Origin of the sequence: Megasphaera sp. UBA4233, from assembly GCF_002395615.1 — a bacterium.
GTDB lineage: Bacteria > Bacillota > Negativicutes > Veillonellales > Megasphaeraceae > Megasphaera > Megasphaera hexanoica.
On sequence record NZ_DGXL01000029.1, the window covers coordinates 1 to 17,805 of the forward strand.

17 protein-coding genes are annotated in these 17,805 nt (G+C 54.2%); 14 read left to right on the forward strand and 3 right to left on the reverse strand.

The annotated features are described in order from the left end of the window. Nucleotides 1-194: 194 nt before the first annotated feature. On the reverse strand, nt 195-683 hold the full coding sequence (locus B2U90_RS10145) for a CBS domain-containing protein (RefSeq protein WP_059075705.1): 489 nt from the start codon (nt 681-683) through the stop codon (nt 195-197). A 212-nt stretch (nt 684-895) separates the two neighbouring features. Here B2U90_RS10145 and B2U90_RS10150 point away from each other — a divergent pair, with 212 nt between their 5' ends. The 14 genes from B2U90_RS10150 to B2U90_RS10215 all read left to right on the forward strand — a co-directional run bounded on the left by B2U90_RS10150 (nt 896) and on the right by B2U90_RS10215 (nt 16,936). Continuing rightward, a complete protein-coding gene (locus B2U90_RS10150) occupies nt 896-1,744 on the forward strand; it encodes a pyridoxamine 5'-phosphate oxidase family protein (RefSeq protein ID WP_292017704.1) in 849 nt (282 codons plus the stop codon). A gap of 2 nt (nt 1,745-1,746) precedes the next feature. Further along, nucleotides 1,747-2,688, forward strand: coding sequence for a helix-turn-helix domain-containing protein (locus B2U90_RS10155; RefSeq protein ID WP_292017705.1), 942 nt, complete (start codon nt 1,747-1,749; stop codon nt 2,686-2,688). Between the two features lie 188 nt (nt 2,689-2,876). Then, on the forward strand, nt 2,877-4,835 hold the full coding sequence (locus B2U90_RS10160) for a TonB-dependent receptor plug domain-containing protein (RefSeq protein ID WP_292017706.1): 1,959 nt from the start codon (nt 2,877-2,879) through the stop codon (nt 4,833-4,835). A gap of 325 nt (nt 4,836-5,160) precedes the next feature. Beyond that, a complete protein-coding gene (locus B2U90_RS10165; RefSeq protein ID WP_075582030.1) occupies nt 5,161-5,784 on the forward strand; it encodes a MotA/TolQ/ExbB proton channel family protein in 624 nt (207 codons plus the stop codon). Continuing rightward, nucleotides 5,784-6,188 carry an ExbD/TolR family protein gene (locus B2U90_RS10170; protein WP_075582031.1) on the forward strand — a complete coding sequence of 135 codons (405 nt, stop codon included), beginning with the start codon at nt 5,784-5,786 and terminating at the stop codon, nt 6,186-6,188. Before B2U90_RS10165 ends, B2U90_RS10170 begins: the two co-directional genes overlap by 1 nt. A 3-nt stretch (nt 6,189-6,191) precedes the next feature. Beyond that, nucleotides 6,192-7,067 carry an energy transducer TonB gene (locus B2U90_RS10175; RefSeq protein WP_292017707.1) on the forward strand — a complete coding sequence of 292 codons (876 nt, stop codon included), beginning with the start codon at nt 6,192-6,194 and terminating at the stop codon, nt 7,065-7,067. A 64-nt stretch (nt 7,068-7,131) separates the two neighbouring features. Beyond that, nucleotides 7,132-7,650 (forward strand): flavodoxin family protein, encoded by a 519-nt coding sequence (locus B2U90_RS10180; protein ID WP_113855478.1) that lies wholly within the window; start codon nt 7,132-7,134, stop codon nt 7,648-7,650. 1 nt (nt 7,651) lies between these two features. Beyond that, nucleotides 7,652-9,205 carry a heme anaerobic degradation radical SAM methyltransferase ChuW/HutW gene (hutW, locus tag B2U90_RS10185; protein WP_170087632.1) on the forward strand — a complete coding sequence of 518 codons (1,554 nt, stop codon included), beginning with the start codon at nt 7,652-7,654 and terminating at the stop codon, nt 9,203-9,205. Between the two features lie 239 nt (nt 9,206-9,444). Further along, the gene (locus tag B2U90_RS10190) at nt 9,445-10,410 is read left to right on the forward strand and encodes an ABC transporter substrate-binding protein (RefSeq protein ID WP_292017708.1); all 966 of its coding nucleotides are present in this window, start codon (nt 9,445-9,447) and stop codon (nt 10,408-10,410) included. Further along, nucleotides 10,407-11,423, forward strand: coding sequence for a FecCD family ABC transporter permease (locus B2U90_RS10195; RefSeq protein WP_395754003.1), 1,017 nt, complete (start codon nt 10,407-10,409; stop codon nt 11,421-11,423). Before B2U90_RS10190 ends, B2U90_RS10195 begins: the two co-directional genes overlap by 4 nt. Next, a complete protein-coding gene (locus tag B2U90_RS10200; protein ID WP_292017709.1) occupies nt 11,420-12,208 on the forward strand; it encodes an ABC transporter ATP-binding protein in 789 nt (262 codons plus the stop codon). Before B2U90_RS10195 ends, B2U90_RS10200 begins: the two co-directional genes overlap by 4 nt. A 14-nt stretch (nt 12,209-12,222) precedes the next feature. Further along, the gene (locus B2U90_RS10205; RefSeq protein ID WP_292017710.1) at nt 12,223-14,253 is read left to right on the forward strand and encodes a TonB-dependent receptor plug domain-containing protein; all 2,031 of its coding nucleotides are present in this window, start codon (nt 12,223-12,225) and stop codon (nt 14,251-14,253) included. Beyond that, nucleotides 14,247-15,218: a ChaN family lipoprotein gene (locus B2U90_RS10210; protein ID WP_292017711.1), complete on the forward strand. Its 972-nt coding sequence runs from the start codon at nt 14,247-14,249 to the stop codon at nt 15,216-15,218. The genes B2U90_RS10205 and B2U90_RS10210 overlap by 7 nt, the downstream gene beginning before the upstream one ends. Next, nucleotides 15,215-16,936: an ABC transporter ATP-binding protein gene (locus B2U90_RS10215; RefSeq protein WP_292017712.1), complete on the forward strand. Its 1,722-nt coding sequence runs from the start codon at nt 15,215-15,217 to the stop codon at nt 16,934-16,936. Before B2U90_RS10210 ends, B2U90_RS10215 begins: the two co-directional genes overlap by 4 nt. 46 nt (nt 16,937-16,982) lie before the next feature. On the opposite strand, the gene B2U90_RS10220 is transcribed toward B2U90_RS10215, so the two are convergent. Both B2U90_RS10220 and B2U90_RS10225 read right to left on the reverse strand, forming a co-directional pair. Continuing rightward, nucleotides 16,983-17,339 carry a hypothetical protein gene (locus B2U90_RS10220; protein WP_292017713.1) on the reverse strand — a complete coding sequence of 119 codons (357 nt, stop codon included), beginning with the start codon at nt 17,337-17,339 and terminating at the stop codon, nt 16,983-16,985. A 36-nt stretch (nt 17,340-17,375) separates the two neighbouring features. Next, the gene (locus tag B2U90_RS10225) at nt 17,376-17,804 is read right to left on the reverse strand and encodes a hypothetical protein (RefSeq protein ID WP_059075711.1); all 429 of its coding nucleotides are present in this window, start codon (nt 17,802-17,804) and stop codon (nt 17,376-17,378) included. Between the last annotated feature and the right edge of the window lies 1 nt (nt 17,805).

Genomic DNA, 17,805 nt, shown 5'->3' on the forward strand with positions numbered 1-17,805 from the left:
ATTCGCCATACCCGCCTTCATCCCCCACCTAAGAGGTGGAGGACTTCTGGCGGATTAGGTTAAAAACGTTGTGACAGAAATCAGAAAAAAGGGAGAGGGAAAATATGAGTTATACCGTTCTCGTGGAAGAGGTAGTCCGTCAGGAATTTGCTGTGGAAGCGGCAGCCTCTGTCTTATGCAGTGGACGTATCCTGTCAGGTGGTCTGTGGTTCCGGATCGTCTTCCCCGTATTCGGTATAGAGTTGTTTCAAGATACATTTCCGTTCGACCAGGCCGAGCAGCTTTTTATCCTTGACGATAGGGATGGATTTCAGGTGTTCGGCGACCATGACGCTGGCCAGGTCCTCCATGGTGGCATCCGGGCCGGCCATGACGACTTTTTTGGTCATGAGCTGTCCCGCTGTGCAGGCGAACAGCTTCTTGAATCCCTGTTCGTATTCTTTGAGGTTGCCATAGTAGATATTGGCCCCCAGGAGATTGACATACTGTGGAACATGGGGCTTGACTTCCTTGTACAGGAGGTCCGCGTCGGTGACAATACCGATGACTGTGTTGTCGTCGTCTACGACGGGGATGGCCGAAATGTTATGTTCGACAAACATATCGACGAGATCGAAAATCGTCGTATCTTTTTTAGCTGTGATGACATTTTTTTCCATAATATCTGCTGCTGTTTTTGTCATAGCAATCAGCTCCTTTGGTGTAAACGCATCAGCTCCCTTTGTCTATCCTTATTATAGCACGTTTGCACTGGTATGGCAGAAAAACTGGCTCGTGGCCGTACAGGCCGGTGCAGGATGGGATGGATGGGAGAAATCATCTTTTCAAATGGAGGGATTTCTGCTACAATATTATTGCTAATAATATTCAATTTCATATAAAGGATGCGATACGAGTGAATACCCTGATAGTATACGATGACCGGGAACGGACTAAAGAAATGGCGATATGTCTTGCCCGGGTCCTTGGCATGTGCCGCTATCTGTCGTGGCAGCACGTTTCTCCTTTCCTGGCCGCCCGGTATGGGGCAGTCTTGTTTGTGACATCGGACAGCTCGTCTCTGCGTTCTGCTCTGGCGGGATATTCCTGGCATGCCTCTCATCTGGCTGCGGTCCTGCTGGGAAACCGGGCAGAGGCGGCACGATTCCATCAGCAGGCTCACCGTGACGGCATCCCACTGGAAATGGTACTGCCTGCAGACCGGGAGTCTTTTCCCGATGATGTCATTGCCATCGCCTGCCAGCTGCGCCGTGAGTGGCTGGATGAAACGGTAAGGCTTCCCGATGAGGATGTACGTCAGGCGGTGGAGCACTTCCTGACCAGTCACAATACGGCGTCACTGGCGACGGGAAGCGGTACCAGCGTGCGCTGCACTCCTATCGAGTATGTGTACCGGGACGGAACGATGTATCTCTTCACTGAAGGTGGGATGAAGTTTACCAATCTCTACCGGAACCGTCATGTCAGTCTCAGTGTATACGACCCGTTCACCGGCCTGTCGGACCTTGCGGGGATGCAGCTCACCGGGACGGCCAGCTGGTACGGCCCGGGTGATGTGGAGTACGAGCAGGCTCTGGCGGTACGCCATCTGACGCTGGAACAGGTGGAAAAGATGCCTGTCGTGCTGCATGCCCTGGTCATTACGCTGGAACAGGCGGAATTTCTCTGGCATGGGTTTACTGGACAGAAAGGGGCACCCCGGCAGTATTACCGGTGGCATGATGGAACGGAAAAGAGGCGGTAGTCATGAAATGGAAAGAGGCATTACAGATCAGGCAGACGGAAGACGATAATCTGACTCTTATGGAAAGTGCGTCCGGCAAGCTGCGCATTGCGGCCTATACCGTATATCCCGGCATCACTTTGCAGTACATTACATCCCATTTGCAGAACGTCACCTTCCCCGCACGGCCCAGACCGGACGTATTTGCCATCAATCATTGTGAAAAGGGCCGGATCGAGTGCCATTTCCAGAACGGGGAATACCTGTATATGGGAAAGGGCGATATGTCCATCGGCTGGCGGGACAGTGCCGGTTACTGCCACAATGCCTTTTTCCCGTCATCCCACTATCATGGCGTATCCCTGATCGTCCACGTCCCGGAAGCCCAGCCCGTACTGGACCGGCTGCTGACCGATGATTCGCTGGACTTGTCCGGTTTGTGCAACCGGTTCTGCTATCACAGCCGCTTTGGTATGATTCTTGAAGAAAATACATCCATGCGCCATTTGTTTTATGAACTGTATCACGTGCCGGAACAGATTCGGAAGCGGTATCTGCGCCTGAAGGTGATGGAAATCCTGCTGTTTCTCACGACACTGGAACCGGTGCAGAAGCAGAACCAGATACAGCTCAATAAAAAACAGGCTGATGCCGTCAAAGCAGTCCATTTCCTGCTGACCCAGCATGTAAAAGAACACCTGACCATCAACGAACTGGCACAGCGTGGCGGTCTGGCTGCAACGACACTGAAACGGTGCTTTAAAGAAATGTACGGTAAGACCATATTCCAGTACATGCAGGAATACCGCGTCAGTGAGGCCGCGCGCCTGCTTGTTGAAGGGGAAGAAAGCATTATGGAAATCGCAGCCCGTGTCGGATATGAAAACAGCAGCAAATTTGCCAAGGCCTTTCAGAAATTTACGGGCCTGACGCCCAGTATGTACCGGCAGAAACGAAAATCATAGCCATCAGGCACGAGTTATGGTATGCCTGGAGAGGCTGTCTCTATGAGATAGTCTCTCTTTTTTTTGCGAAAAATGTCCAAATGGAGCCGGAAATGTCCGATTGGAGTGGCATACTTATTTGTTTTATGGTATTATTTTATCGTTATTGATTATTAATATCATAAAATAACAGAGGGGTGTATAGGAACATGAATCATCAGTACAAATCATATATGACAGGCATTATTCTGGCTGTGATGGCCATGCCGGCCTATGCGGCAGCTGCTGGTACGGCACAGGCAGATACGCAGAACCTGCTCAGCAAAGACGTCGTCGTTACGGCTACCCGTACAGAAGCCGAAGTAAAGACGGTTCCAAATACGGTAGAAGTCATTACGGCAGAAGACATCCAGAAGCTGGGGGCTACCGATGTCTACTCGGCACTGCGGCTGGCAGATAATATACAGATCATGAACACGAGCACTGGATTTGGCCACCGCGTTTCCATGCGCGGCATGGCCAGCAATCAGACTCTGATCCTCATCAATGGTCAGCGTACAGCTATTGAAGATACGGCTACGACACAGAATCTGCTGGCCCTGGACCGGATCAACGTCAATACGATTGAACGCATTGAAATCGTCCGCGGTGCCGCTTCTGCCCAGTATGGTTCCGATGCGCTGGCTGGCGTCATCAATATCATCACCAAGAAATCGACAGGAAAACCGTCGGTCACTGTAGGAGCTACGACCGGTACGACGAACATGCAGAACTATTATCATATCGATTTGGGGAAACAGGGGAAATTCAGCGGCGTTTTTGATATGGATTTCTCTAAAGACCGCCAGTGGACGGAACATAACGTATCGGGACTGCCCATCAAAAACCTGCAGGGGCCAAAACAGAATTATCGCTTCAGCGGGACCTATGAACTGGGCAAGGATAAGAATTTAAATCTCGACCTGGGATATTATAAAGATAAGCTGACCGGCGACTGGAGCCACAAGGAATACAATACCGGTGCCTGGGGCGGTATCATCCGTCTGCAGGATGCCAAACTGGAAACGGAACGGCGCGATGCCAGCCTGAGCCTGACGGGGAAGAATAAAAAAGATGATTATATGATCCGCGCATTCTACAGCAAGATGGATAAATTCCGGTTCCTGCCCTATACGGCCCTGGCAAAAGAAACGGGAGAAACCAATACCTACTCCGTCTGGGGCATTGAAGCCAAGAACAGCCATAAAATCAACGGCAGTCATACCCTGACCTATGGCACGGAATATGACCGCTATCTCGTCGAAGGGGTCAATTTCGGCAAAAGCGGCGACAATGGCAAAGACGTCAATACCTATGCCGCTTATATCCAGGATGAATGGCTGGCTGGGAACAAGTGGATCATCATCCCTGCCGTCCGCTATGACAAGCACAGTGAATTCGGCAGCAAGACGACACCGCATCTGGGCGTGACGTATCTTCTCAATGACAACAACCGGTTCAAAGCCAACTGGGGCAAAGGATTCAAGGCCCCGACGGTCAGTGAATTGTATATGGACTACACCCACATGGGCGTCCTGACCATGGGCAATCCGGATCTCCAGCCGGAAGAATCGACGAACTGGGACGTCAGCTATGAAGGCGAATGGGGGAAGACCTTTGGCAAGGTGACCTATTTCCACAATACTATCGACAATATGATTTCCACCCATAGTGTCAGTGGTATGCGCGGCGTGAGCGAGTATTACAACATCGACGGCACGACCAAGACCCACGGCATCGAACTGACCCTGGGGCGCAATCTGTCCAAACGCTGGGATATCAAGGCGACGAGCAACTGGACGAGTGCCAGCAATAAGTCGGCGTCAGCGGCTTCGTCAGCTCACGGCGTGGATGGCATAGCCGATAACATCACGACACTGCAGCTTACCTATGATGATCATAAGACCAGCGGATATAATTTCACCATCTGGGAACAGTGGGTCAACAACTATTATGAAAGCGATTCCAACGACAAATATACCTATAACACCCTGAATTTTGTCGTAAACCGCAAATTCAATGACCGGTTCCGCCTGTTTGCCGGCGTAGATAATATTTTCGATAAGAAAATAGATGAAATTTATCTGGACGGGCGCATCTGGCGTGCCGGCATGGAATACCGGTTCTAAAAAGGGTACGCCGTAACCGGCCTGGAAAAATCCGTGGACAGGGAAAAGAAAATGTCCGATTGGAGCAGCCGATGACTAATTGGAGTAGAAAATATTGTTGAGATTTGATATCATGATTACAGGTGATAATTACTATCGATATTAAAAGGAGGACCTTATGCACAAAATCAGAGGAGAAGTAGTCCGGGACGGAACCTGGGAATGCCTGGGATATACAGTGGCCTTGTGGCTGGGATTTGTATCGGTCGTTTCTTTTTTGTTCTGCTGATATGCAGAGGTAGTACTACGCCTGAATACGGTATGGATTACAGAAGGAGTGGAAGTAATGGAAGGGTTTTCTTATTTTTTGCATTTGTTTCATAGTGGTGGCATCGTCATGTATCCCCTGCTGCTCTTATCGCTGATTACGGTGGCCATTGCCGTCGAACGGTTTTCCTATTATAAAAAGAACCGCCGCCAGTCGAAGAAGTTCTTTACTGGTGTCCGCCATGCGGCGGCCCATCAGCAATGGGATATGGCCGGTGAAATCTGCCAGAGTTTTCCCACGGCGATCAGCCGCGTCGTAGAACAGGGTCTGCGCAATGATCAGAATGAAAAAGCCATGCGTCATGCCTTTATGGAACGCATGGCAGCAGAAGCCGTCGGGTTCCGCCGCTATCTCGATTATCTCAGCGCCATCGTCACCATCGCCCCGCTCCTGGGGCTGCTGGGAACCGTAACGGGAATGATTAATACCTTCAGTATCCTCGATAACGGTGCCGGTGCCGCAGCTATTACCGGTGGCGTCGGGGAAGCACTGGTAGCGACGGCCAGCGGGTTGTGCGTAGCTATCCTGGCGTTCTGCGTCTATACCTATTTCAGCCATCAGCTCGATGTCATCGTGACCGATACGGAAGGCCTGTGCGCCGATGTCCTGAATGCCAAGAAAGAAAGCTGGGGGAGAGCCTGATGTTTCAAGATATGCGCATGAAAAAGAAACCTATTTTCATGATTATCCCCATGATAGATATTATCTTTTTCCTTCTCGTCTTCTTTATGATGAACAGCCTGCAGACTGTGGCCCAGAAAGCACTGTCCGTGCAGCTGCCCCAGGCGCAGAGTGCCAGTGCCCCTGTGCAGATGCCCATCATTCTGACCCTGGACAAGGAAGGCCATATTACACTGGACAATAAACCTGTTACCATTGATGAAGCGTCGCAGCTGATGAAACAGCACATGACGGAAAATGCTAACGCTGCCGTCATTCTCCAGGCAGACAAGCAGACGGCACATGGACAGGTCGTAGCCGTCATGGATATGCTGAAAGGAGCCGGCGTGAAACGGCTGGCTATCGCGGCAGAACAGAAGGGATAATACATGACACGGATCATGACATGGAAAAAAGCATATACTATTTCCCTGGCCGTACATGTAGTCGTCGCTGCCGTATTTGTTTTGCTGTGCGCTGGAGCCGTTATCCATCATGAACCGAAGATGGTCGTCATCAATCTCGATTCGTCGGAACCGCAAAGCCAGGGAAGCGGCCATGCCGGCGGTGGCGGAGGTGGCAGTGCGGGTCAGACTCTTTTCCCGGATAAACTGTCGGCTGCAGATATGGAAAAACGAGTGGAAGCAGTCACAGAGAATCAATCGGCCCTGCGTCCCCAGACTCCTGCTGCCGTACCGGCTGTGACACCGGCAGCCGACGTGCCGCGGCAGGATGCAGCTCTGCAGGCTGCAGCACCGGCTCCACCTTCTGCGCCAGCTGCAGACGCCGGAAACGGGGGGGATTCTCCTGCCGGCGGCAGCAGTGGCAGCGGCGAAGGAACGGGAAGCGGCACGGGAACCGGTGACGGCAGTGGCATCGGCAGTGGCAGCGGTGATGGCGCCAGAGACGGGACTGGCGACGGCCAGGGATATGGCGACGGTTCTGGTGATGGACAGGGAAGCGGCGACAGCCAGACACCGGGTACAGGAACGGGACCGTTCGATATCGATGGCTGGCAGGCGGCGGTCAATGCCAATAAAAATTATCCGCTCATGGCAGTCAAACGGAATCTGCAGGGAACTGTCACCATTCAGACGACCCTCGATGCTGGTGGAAATTGCCTGGGCGTATCTGTTGCAGGCAGTTCCGGGCAGAGTCTGCTCGATGATGCTGCCGTCCGTGCGGCCTATGCTTCCTGCCCCTATCCCAATCCCACGGGCAGCACCGTGACTATCACGACAAATGTAAATTTCCGCCTGAATTAGGCGATACAGACACGCAGATGATATACCGTTACATAAGCTATCTAGTATTAATGAGGTGAGACGAATGAAAACAATCGTAGTATATTCTACCCGTACGGGCAATACCAAAAAAGTGGCCGAAGCCATAGCGGCGGCTCTTCCGCCGGGCACGCCCTGCCAGCCGTTGGCAGATGAACCGGATCTGACGGCGTACGACTGCGTATTCCTGGGGTTCTGGGTGGACCGCGGTACGGCCAATCAGGAGGCGCAGGATGTCATCCGCACTCTGAAAAATGACCACATATGTCTCTTTGCTACCCTGGGTGCCAATCCTAAGTCGGAGCATGCTGCCAGCAGCCTGAAACAGGCTGAAGCGCTCCTGCCGGACGGAAAATCGGCAGACGGGACCTTTATCTGCCAGGGAGCCGTCGATCCGAAAGTGATTGAAATGATGTACAAGAAATTTCCTGCCGGGTCGCCCCACGGACGGTCTCCGGAGCGGGACGCACTTCATGCAGAAGCGGCAAAACACCCTGATGCGGCCGATCTCAGTCAGGCGGCAGCGTTTGCCCGGGATGTGTACCGCCGCATAACGGAGGGATGACATGAATCTGGAAACGTATTATCAATCCTTGTCGGCAGAGGAACGGGCCCTGCAATTCGGAGTAGAGACAGCAGATCCGCTTACGGGGGCCTTCCCCCGCAAGCGTGTTGTTCATGCGGGACTGCAGGGACAGGTACTGCCGGCTGACCAGGCCCAGGATATATGGCAGCGCCTGATGGCACAGCGCCCGGACCGGACCCGGCTGCAGACGGCGTATATCCATATCCCGTTCTGCAAGACCAAATGCCTCTACTGCGGCTTTTTCCAGAATGGGACCAATCAGGACGAAGAAGACCACTATATCGACTGCCTCGTACAGGAACTGGAAATGGCAGCGGACCAGCCGCGGCTGCGGGACGGACTCATTCACGCCGTCTTCATCGGTGGCGGTACGCCGACGTCCCTGTCGGCTGCCAATGCACGGCGGCTGCTGCAGACTATCCGGCGCTGCCTGCCTCTGGCCAACGATTATGAACTGACACTGGAAGGCCGTATCCACGATCTGGTGCCGGAGAAAATGGAAACATGGCTCCGATGTGGCGTCAACCGCGTGTCTCTGGGCGTACAGTCCTTCCACACGCAGATACGGCGTCAGGTGGGACGCCTCGATGACCAGGATACGGTCCTGAAGAATCTGGCGGCCCTCAAAGCGTATGAACAATGCGCCGTGGTCATCGACCTCATCTATGGCCTGCCCGGTCAGACAGAACGGGTATGGAAAGAAGACCTCGATGCCCTGGTTGCATCCGGTGTCGATGGCGCGGACTTGTATCAGCTCAATGTCTTTGAAGACAGTGACCTCAGCCGGGCTATCGAAAGCGGCCGCCTTCCCCCGGCCGCGACGACAGAAGAGGAAGCACATCTCTTTGCTCTGGCCAGGGATTATATGGACCGTCACGCCTGGAAACGGCTGAACATCTGTCACTGGAGCTGCAGCAACCGGGAACGGAGCCTGTACAACTGCCTGGCCCGCAGCCATGCCGCCATGTTTCCTTTTGGAAGCGGTGCCGGTGGCCATATTGATGGCTATTCGACAATGCTGCACCGTTCGCTCCTGCCCTATGAAGCAATGATAGAACATGGGCAGAAACCCTTCATGGCTTTGATAAAACAAAATGATTTGCAAAATCTGGTTGATACGGTCCAGCAGCAGCTCGAACAGGGATATCTGAATCTGGATGGCCTGGCTGCGGCAAGACCGGAACTGGCCGGACTGCGCTGGCTGTACCAGTTATGGGAAAAGCGGGGACTCGTACAGGATACGGGCGTCCTATGCAAACTGACGGCAGCCGGTGAATTCTGGCAGGTCAATGTGACGCAGACGACGTTGGAATGTATGCAGTATCTCCTGACAGGTAAAAACGGTCTGGCTATGGAAGGCATTGCGGCACAAGATTCACAGAAAGTCCGCGATATTGTTGCCCGGATGAAGGCTATGAAAAAACATTCCGGTGGCATGACAGATAAAATCAGGGCCATGCAGCTTATGGCAGAAACGATGAAGCAGCTGCGTCCTGATGAAATCCAGGCGGTCATGAAACACATGATGGACTAAGCTACCTCCTTCATTGCAGCGGAAGAGTCATTCCCTTCCCTTGACAGTAGTCTTTTCCGCTGCAGTTTTCATAGAAAGACGGCACGTTGTCAGGTCGTATCTCCTCCCTGGGAACGTGCCGTCTTTATTTGTTAGAAAACCGTAATAAATATATGAATTAAAAATAATGATATTGACAATCGATAACAATATTTGTACAATGGTCCCATAGTGATTTTATGAACAAAGGAGGGAATTTCTTGCAACATATACTGAAAGGAATCATTGCCATCGTCTGCCTGATCATCCTGGGAATCGTGGCCTATCTCATGATGACGCCACAAGATACGGCACGACAGGCACAGACCCGCCAGGTTACCGATGCGACGGGGCAGGAACTGACCATACCGGTCCATCCGCAGCGTGTCGTCTTTCTCAATGTATCCAATCTGGATCTGTATTATGCGGCTGGTGGCAGAGATACCATCGCAGGGAAACCGACGTCGGATTCTATGTCGCCGGAACTGGCCGATGCCATGAAAGACGTACCGGCTGTGGGCATTATCCATAGCCCGAATATGGAAACGATTTTGTCCCTGAAGCCCGATCTGGTCATCGGTGTCAATGTGCCGTTCCATAACCAGATACGGCAGACGCTGGAACAAAACGGTATTCCACTGTATATTAATTCACTTGATTCGCTGGAAGATACGGAAAAAACACTCCGCTTTTTCGGCGAACTGACCGGCAAGGAAGGAGAAGCCAACGCCAGAGCTGATGAAATCAAAAAACGGTGTGATGCCGTCGTAGAGGCCGCTTCCCATGAGACGAGCCCGCGGAGCCTTATCGTATTCAGTTCGCCGGAAAGCAATAACATGGCTACATCATACAGCTTCTCCGGAGATTTGCTGAAGCGGCTCCACGGTACTAATATTGCCGATTTGGACAGTTCCCTCCAGGGGCCTTATGTGCCGCTCAGCATGGAATATGTTATCAAAAACGATCCCCAGATCATTTTCATCATTTCCATGGGACAGAGCGCAGACGAACTGAAGCGGTTCCGTCAGTCCATGAGCGACAGTGATGCCTGGAGCCAGGTGACGGCTGTCCGGGAGGGGCGGGTGTATGAGCTTCCGGCCCGTCTGTTTACGGTCAATCCGGGAAGCCACATTGCCGATGCCATGGAATATATGTCCCAGTGCCTGTATCAAGGAGGAACCTTATGACTGGTATATATGACGACAGAGTCAAATCAAGACAGACACGGCGGCTGGCCGTCATCCTGATGGGCTGTGTGCTGCTGCTGATCATCCTCGTCCTGGCCGTCATGGCCGGAGCCGTGACGATTCCCGTCCGGGATGTCTGGCTGGCCCTTACGGCACCAGGAACGACAGAGGACTACCGCATTATCTATACCCTGCGCATGCCCCGCGTCATCTGTGCCGCTCTGGCCGGCGCCAATCTGGCCTTGTCCGGCTGCATCCTCCAGGGAATCCTGCGCAACCCGCTGGCTGATCCGGGCATCATCGGCATCTCTGCCGGGGCCGGACTGGCCGCCATGGCCCTGATGATGCTGGCGCCCAGCCTTACGGCGCTGGTGCCGCTGGCCGCCTTTGCCGGGGCGCTGGGAGCGGCGGCTGTCGTATTCCTGCTGGCCTGGGAACGGGGCGTCAACCCCCTGCGCCTCGTTCTGGCCGGCGTCGCCGTGGCTGCATTTTTTGGCGGCGGCATGACCGCCCTTTCCGTATTCTTTTCCGATAAAGTGCAGGGGACCGTATCGTGGCTGGCCGGCGGATTTGCCGGTGCCAGCTGGCAGAGCGTGCGCATGATCGTGCCGTACAGTGTCATCGGCATTATAGGGACGTTGTGCCTGTACCGCCGGCTCAATGCCCTGCAGCTCGGCGACGACGTGGCCCGCACCCTGGGCGTACGCGTAGACCGGACGCGGACGATGCTCATCGCCCTGGCGGCTCTGCTGGCGGCATCGGCCGTCAGCGTCGCCGGACTCCTGGGATTCGTCGGTCTCATCGTGCCCCACGTCATGCGCCTGGTCGTGGGCTCTGATTTTGAGCCCCTGCTGCCATGCTCGGCCCTGTTCGGGGCAATCCTCGTAGCCGGCGCCGATATTGCAGCCCGTACGCTGTTCAGCCCCATGGAAGTGCCTGTAGGTATTTTCATGTCCTTCATCGGCGCGCCCTTTTTCCTCTACTTATTGAAAAGGAGGATGAGAGCCTCATGACGGGTATAGAAATGAAGGACCTGCGCCTGCAGTACGGCGCCCGGGTGATTGCCGACCAGTTGCAGGTGACACTGGACAAACCGGAAATCGTGTCGATTATCGGCCCCAACGGGTCGGGAAAATCGACGCTCCTCAAGGCCATGGCCCGCCTGCTCCTGCCGTCAGCCGGGACGGTCTATCTCCATGGCCGCGATATGAACAGCTTTTCAGCCGATGCCCTGGCCCGTATTATTTCCTTCCTGCCCCAGTCGGCACAGGCTCCGGGAGACATGACCGTACGCGATCTGGTCCTCATGGGGCGCCTGCCCTATCAGGGATTGTTTTCCAGCCTCAGCGAAGACGATATACGGGCGGCCGATAAGGCCTTGGAAGAAACGGAAATGACGGAGCTCCGGCATCACCGCCTGTCCGAACTTTCCGGCGGCGAACGGCAGCGCGCCTGGCTGTCCCTGGCTCTGGCGAAAGAACCGGAAATCCTCCTTCTCGACGAACCGACGACGTATCTCGATATCCATCATCAGCTCGACCTCATGGAACTCATTGCCCATCTGTATGAGACGACCCATATGATGGTGGTCATGGTCCTCCATGACCTGAATCACGCCGCCCGTTACAGTCACCGCCTCATTGCCGTCAAAAAGGGCCGCATCGTCGTAGACGGCCCCGTAGAGGAGGTATTCACCAGAGACATTATTGAACCTCTGTATCAGATACAGGCTGCTGTCACCCAGGTACGGGAAGGAAACCGCCTGTATACCGTATGTATTCCCTATGCTACAAAATAAAAGGAGATGGTAAGATGATACACCCGAACGCAGCGGCCCTGGCGGCTGCTGCCATCATGACATCCCTGTACCTGCCGGTACAGGCCGCAGGCACAGACGGCCAACAGCAGCTCCAGTCCAAAGATGTTATCGTCACGGCGACCAAGACAAAGGAGGAAGTCCGGGCCGTGCCGCAGGCCGTCGAAGTATGGACTCAGGAAGACCTGCAGCGCATGGGCGCCAGTGATGTCGTATCGGCACTGCAGCTGGCCAATAACGTCAACCTTTCCAAAGCCGGCATGACTGGCAACGCCGTCATGATACGCGGCATGAGCACCAATCATTCGCTCATCCTCGTAGATGGCAGACGTTACGCGGCCGAAGATACGGATGTGACGACCAATGTCTATGCCCTGGAGCGGATGGACCTCAGCGATATCGACCGCATCGAAATCGTCCGCGGTCCGTCGAGCTCTCTTTACGGGTCTGATGCCATGGGCGGGGTCATCAACATCATCACCAAAGTTCCCGATAAAGCCGGCGGCACAGTGGGCGTCGTGACGGGGACCCAGAATACGGCAGAATATATGAACATCAATTTTGGCAAACATCACCGCTGGTCTACGTCATTCGATGCCCGCCTCGACCGGCGCCGTCCGTTCAACCGCTATACGTACAGCAGCGCGGCGACCATGGGTGGCATGACATCCGTAACAGACGGGTCCAACCGCTCGCTCTACGGCATGCGCCGCATGTATCATCTGGCCAGCGTCTATGACTTTGAAAACGAAAATGATAATAAACTCCGCTTCGACCTGGAATATCACGATGACGACCTGCGCTCTGATTTCGCTCCGGCATGGTTTTCCCGGGGGCCCATGAAATTATACACGGCCAAAGACAAGCATGAATACTATCATGAACAGGAAAAGGCCGCCAGTGTTGAATATACGGGAAAAACGAAACGGAATGAATATATGTTCCGAACGTATTATAATGAGCTGAAAAAAAATTCGCTCATCGATAATGGACGAGATCTCTTCCCGGGAATGATGGAGACCATCCTGGGAGGCATGTATCCCAGGTCTGATATGGACCGGGCCAAATACAGCACCTGGGTTACGGAAGCACGGGATACGATGTATCTGGGAAGCCATCATAATCTGACATTCGGGGCGGAATATCGCAAACTGAAATATGAAGGCACCCGCCTTGCCGGTTCTCCCGTAGGGCTGGATAAAGATATGGCCGGTCACGAAGTTAATTCCTATGCCGGCTATATCGAAGACTTGTGGCAGGTCAACGACAAATTACTCCTCGTACCATCTGTCCGGTATGAACACAACAGCCAGTTTGGCAGTCAGACGACGCCGAAAATCGGCCTGACATATAACCTGAACAGTAACTGGCGCTTCAAATCCAATTACGGCCGGGGCTACAAGGCGCCTTCCATCAGCGAACTGTATATGGAAATGCACCGGGCCATGGGCTCGACGACCGTCGATATTTACGGCAATCCCGACCTGGATCCGGAAAAATCGACGAGCTATGATTTCAGCCTGGAATATGATAAGGGCAGGAACTTTGGCAAGCTGACCTATTTCAACAACCGCGTGTCCAACCTCATCGAAGCTGATCGTCTCTATGGCACGACGTACACCTATGTCAATGTCGCCAAAGCCCATATCGACGGGATAGAAGCCGAACTGGGTCATCGCTTCGGAGACCGCTGGACGGTGAAACTGACCCATAATTATCTCGATGCCGTCAATGGCCGGACCGATGAACGGCTCAATTACCGGGCAAAGAATACGACGACGGTGCAGCTTTTGTATGACGACCACAAAGAAAACGGATTCAGTGCCGTCCTCTGGGACCAGTTCAGCAGTGACTACCGCTTTGACGGACAGGATTACACGTATAATACGCTGAACTTCTCATTCCGCAAAAAGCTGGGCAGTGGATTTTCTCTCTACGGCGGCGTCGATGACATATTCAATAAAAAAGTCGATGACATTTACATCGACGGGCGGATGTGGCGTATAGGAGCAGAATGGAAATGGTAGCTATAGAAACATGCAATGACGTAACAGCAAACCTGTGGAAGCGGCTGTGCCTTGCAGCCTGCGCTCTCTTCATGGCTGTACCGGCGGCTGCCGGGGCGTCGGCGGTGACCGGAAGCCGTCCGGGCCAGCTTCCCATCATGGATGCGGAAACAGGGCAGGTCCTGACCAGTCAGGAGCTGGCGGCCAGAGAAACGGATACGGACGTCCTGTTTCTGGGAGAATTTCATGATAATGCTTCCATCCATGAAACAGAAGCTGCCCTGCTGCAGGATCTGTACAAGCAGAAACAGGGGAAACTGGCACTGTCGCTGGAAATGGCGGAACGGGATACCCAGCCTGTACTGGATTCGTATCTGGCCGGGAAGATACGTGAAGACGAATACCTTGCTGCCGGGCGTCCCTGGCCCAATTACAGGGATGCCTACCGGCCAATGGTTACCTTTGCCAGAACGCAGAAGATTCCCGTAATTGCCGCCAATATACCGAGGAAAGCCGCAGCCGTCTATGCCCATACAGGCTCTCTCCGGGAGGCAGAAGAGACATGGGGAGCCTATATGCCGCAGACCGTATATCCCGGCTCCCTGGCGTATGAACGGGAATTTACGGGGACGATGATGCGTCTCCGGGGGCAGGCTATGCCCATTTCCCAGGATACGATTCCCCGGCTCTTTGCGGCCCAGTGCCTGAAGGACAATACCATGGCCGAAAGCATCGACCGCTATGCCCGGGCGCACGGCGGACATCTCGTCTTCCATGTGACCGGCGCCGTTCACTGCGAAGGATGGCTGGGGACAGTCGAACAGCTCCACCAGCGGAATCCGGGCCTTACCATCCGGGTCATTACGGCGGTCCGCTATGACCCGTCCCGCCTGAGCCGCAGCGAGGCGGCCGCGTTGTATCGGGATAAGGGCGATTATCTGATCCGCGTTCCTGAAACCATGGCGGATACGGGGAGCCGGGGATGATCCGACGCTTCCTTTCCTGCTATCGTCCGTACACCCGGCTCCTTGCCGTCGTCGTGACCGGCTCGGTCCTTGCAGCCGGTCTGGAAACGGGGTTTCCCATGATTGTACGCCATATCCTGAATGACATTCTGCCGGCCCGGGATATGGCACGTCTCTGGCAGACCGGACTGCTGCTTCTGGGGCTGTACGTCCTCTGCCTTCTCATCAGCTTTGCCGTCTGCTACTGTGGAAGGACCATGGGGGTCCACATCGAGCACGACCTGCGCTGCCGGCTCTTTGAACACATAGAAGGCCTGAGTTTTTCCTTTTTCGATACGGCACAGACCGGCCAGCTGGTCTCACGGATCATCAGCGATATTTCCGAAATCGGCGACCTCGTTTTCCAGCTTCCCAATCTGGTCCTGGTCTGCGTCATCACCATGGCAGGCAGTGCCTTCTTTATGTTTTCCATCAACTGGCAGCTGGCCCTTCTGGTGTTGTTCGTGCTGGGACTCAAAACGCTGGATACGGTCTTTCTCAACGGGCGGATGAAGCAGACCTTTTTCCTGGCCCGGCAGCAGATGGGCCGCCTCAGCGCCAGGGCAGCGGAAAGCTTCAGTGCCATCCGGGTCATCCAGTCCTTTGCAGCCGAACTGTATGAACTGGAACGGTTCCGCCGTACCAGTACGGATGTGCGCTGCGCCCAGCAGCGGACCTATCTCTTCGAGGCCTACCTGATGAGTACGGTCGTATTCTTTACCAACCTCAATAACCTGATCATCATAGCCGCCGGCAGCTATTACATCATGATGGGCACTATGACCGTTGCCGACCTGGTCGTCTTCCTCATGTACCTGCTCCTGTTCATCCGGCCCATTATGCAGCTGACCCTGCTTACAGAACGGTATCAGCGCAGCATGGCCGGATTCCGGCGCTATACGGGGCTCATGGATACGCCCCCGGCTGTCACCGACTGTCCCCATGCGATAGATGCAGGTCCGGTCTGCGGTCGCATTGAATTCCGCCATGTCTCCTTCTCTTATGAAAAGGGACCAACAGTACTGCGCGATTTCAATCTAGTTATCGAACCGGGAGAAACCGTCGCCGTCGTCGGATCTACCGGCGTAGGGAAGAGCAGCATTGCCAGCCTTCTGCCACGGTTCTATGACGTCACGGCAGGAGAAATCCTCCTCGATGGCCGCGATATCCGCTCGTATACGCTGGCATCCCTGCGGCGGGCGGTCGGCATGGTGCAGCAGGATGTCTTTCTCTTTGCCGGGTCAGTCAGGGAAAATATTGCCCTCGGCGACGAGACGGCATCACCAGAGGCTGTCCGTGCCGCCGCCGCTGCTGCCGATGCCCATGATTTTATCTGTTCTCTTCCCGATGGATATGACAGCTTCATCGGTGAACGGGGAGTCCTCCTTTCAGGCGGTCAGAAACAGCGCATCGCCATTGCCCGCATCTTCCTGAAAAATCCACCCGTGCTGATCCTGGATGAGGCTACGTCATCACTGGACAACGAAACGGAACAAAAAATACAGGAATCCCTGCGGTCGTTGTCGGCACACCGGACGACGCTGATCATTGCCCACCGCCTGGCGACCATCCGCCATGCCGACCGCATCCTGGTCCTGACCAAAGAAGGCGTGGCCGAAAGCGGCACCCACGATGAACTCATGAGTCGTCACGGATTGTATTACCAGCTATATGAAGCACAGTTCGATGAAGAAACATAAAAAAACTGCCGCTCATGGATGCGGCAGTTTTTTTATATCCGTCCTGCTACTGGCCCAGAGCGCGCAGCAGGGTACAGCGGAATTCACAGGCTGTTTTTGCCAGTACGGCCGAACCGGCCAATATGGCAAAGGGAGCAGACAGGCAGATGACGAGGAGATTCCGGCCGGCAGCGGACAGAAGGGGGCCGGTCAGTGTCCGGGCCACCTGCAGGAACGATTCGGTGGCGACACAGCAGAGGAACATGACGATGAAAAAAATGCGTGTCGTTTTTACTACAGTTGGGCAGGACTGCTGTCCGATTGGAGCATCGGAAGGAAATCCGGTAAAAAAAGCCCTTGTCAGGCCGGAAACGGACGGGCGGACAAGGGCTTTTCCTTTGTGTGAAATTGTAATGAAACTCAATCCTGATTATTTTTTTTCAGACAAACGGGACATACATCAGAATTTGAAGTCGATGATGGCCGAGACGCCGACACCCTGCACGCGGTTCAGATTGGTCACGTCGGTCGTCGCCACCGGAATGAGCGCCTTGGCACGGGCGATGCCGTTGAATTCGCCTTCAATCTGGGCTACGGCCTTGACTTTATCCACCTGTCCGGACGGCCCGACGACCTGGACGGCGCCGATGTATTTTCCCGTGCCGCCGCTCAGGATAGGAACGACTTTGGTGGCGTAGTCGGTGCCGACGCCGTTTTTCATGAGCAGTTTATTCAGGAAGGTATTGATTTCATCGCCGTATTTGGAAACGAGGACGGAAATACCGCCGACTTTCAGAATGGAACCGAGATTAAATGCCTGAACGGCACTGCCGCCGGCAAAGCCCAGCAGGGATGCGACGGTGACGGCTGCAATGATTTGTTTTTTCATA

What these genes read in the sequence shown, in the direction of transcription:
- B2U90_RS10145 (WP_059075705.1), bottom strand. Translation starts at nt 683, where the DNA reads ATGACAAAAACAGCAGCAGATATTATGGAAAAAAATGTCATCACAGCT.
- B2U90_RS10155 (WP_292017705.1), top strand. Translation starts at nt 1,747, where the DNA reads ATGAAATGGAAAGAGGCATTACAGATCAGGCAGACGGAAGACGATAAT.
- B2U90_RS10160 (WP_292017706.1), top strand. Translation starts at nt 2,877, where the DNA reads ATGAATCATCAGTACAAATCATATATGACAGGCATTATTCTGGCTGTG.
- B2U90_RS10165 (WP_075582030.1), top strand. Translation starts at nt 5,161, where the DNA reads ATGGAAGGGTTTTCTTATTTTTTGCATTTGTTTCATAGTGGTGGCATC.
- B2U90_RS10170 (WP_075582031.1), top strand. Translation starts at nt 5,784, where the DNA reads ATGTTTCAAGATATGCGCATGAAAAAGAAACCTATTTTCATGATTATC.
- B2U90_RS10175 (WP_292017707.1), top strand. Translation starts at nt 6,192, where the DNA reads ATGACACGGATCATGACATGGAAAAAAGCATATACTATTTCCCTGGCC.
- B2U90_RS10180 (WP_113855478.1), top strand. Translation starts at nt 7,132, where the DNA reads ATGAAAACAATCGTAGTATATTCTACCCGTACGGGCAATACCAAAAAA.
- hutW (WP_170087632.1), top strand. Translation starts at nt 7,652, where the DNA reads ATGAATCTGGAAACGTATTATCAATCCTTGTCGGCAGAGGAACGGGCC.
- B2U90_RS10195 (WP_395754003.1), top strand. Translation starts at nt 10,407, where the DNA reads ATGACTGGTATATATGACGACAGAGTCAAATCAAGACAGACACGGCGG.
- B2U90_RS10200 (WP_292017709.1), top strand. Translation starts at nt 11,420, where the DNA reads ATGACGGGTATAGAAATGAAGGACCTGCGCCTGCAGTACGGCGCCCGG.
- B2U90_RS10205 (WP_292017710.1), top strand. Translation starts at nt 12,223, where the DNA reads ATGATACACCCGAACGCAGCGGCCCTGGCGGCTGCTGCCATCATGACA.
- B2U90_RS10210 (WP_292017711.1), top strand. Translation starts at nt 14,247, where the DNA reads ATGGTAGCTATAGAAACATGCAATGACGTAACAGCAAACCTGTGGAAG.
- B2U90_RS10215 (WP_292017712.1), top strand. Translation starts at nt 15,215, where the DNA reads ATGATCCGACGCTTCCTTTCCTGCTATCGTCCGTACACCCGGCTCCTT.
- B2U90_RS10225 (WP_059075711.1), bottom strand. Translation starts at nt 17,804, where the DNA reads ATGAAAAAACAAATCATTGCAGCCGTCACCGTCGCATCCCTGCTGGGC.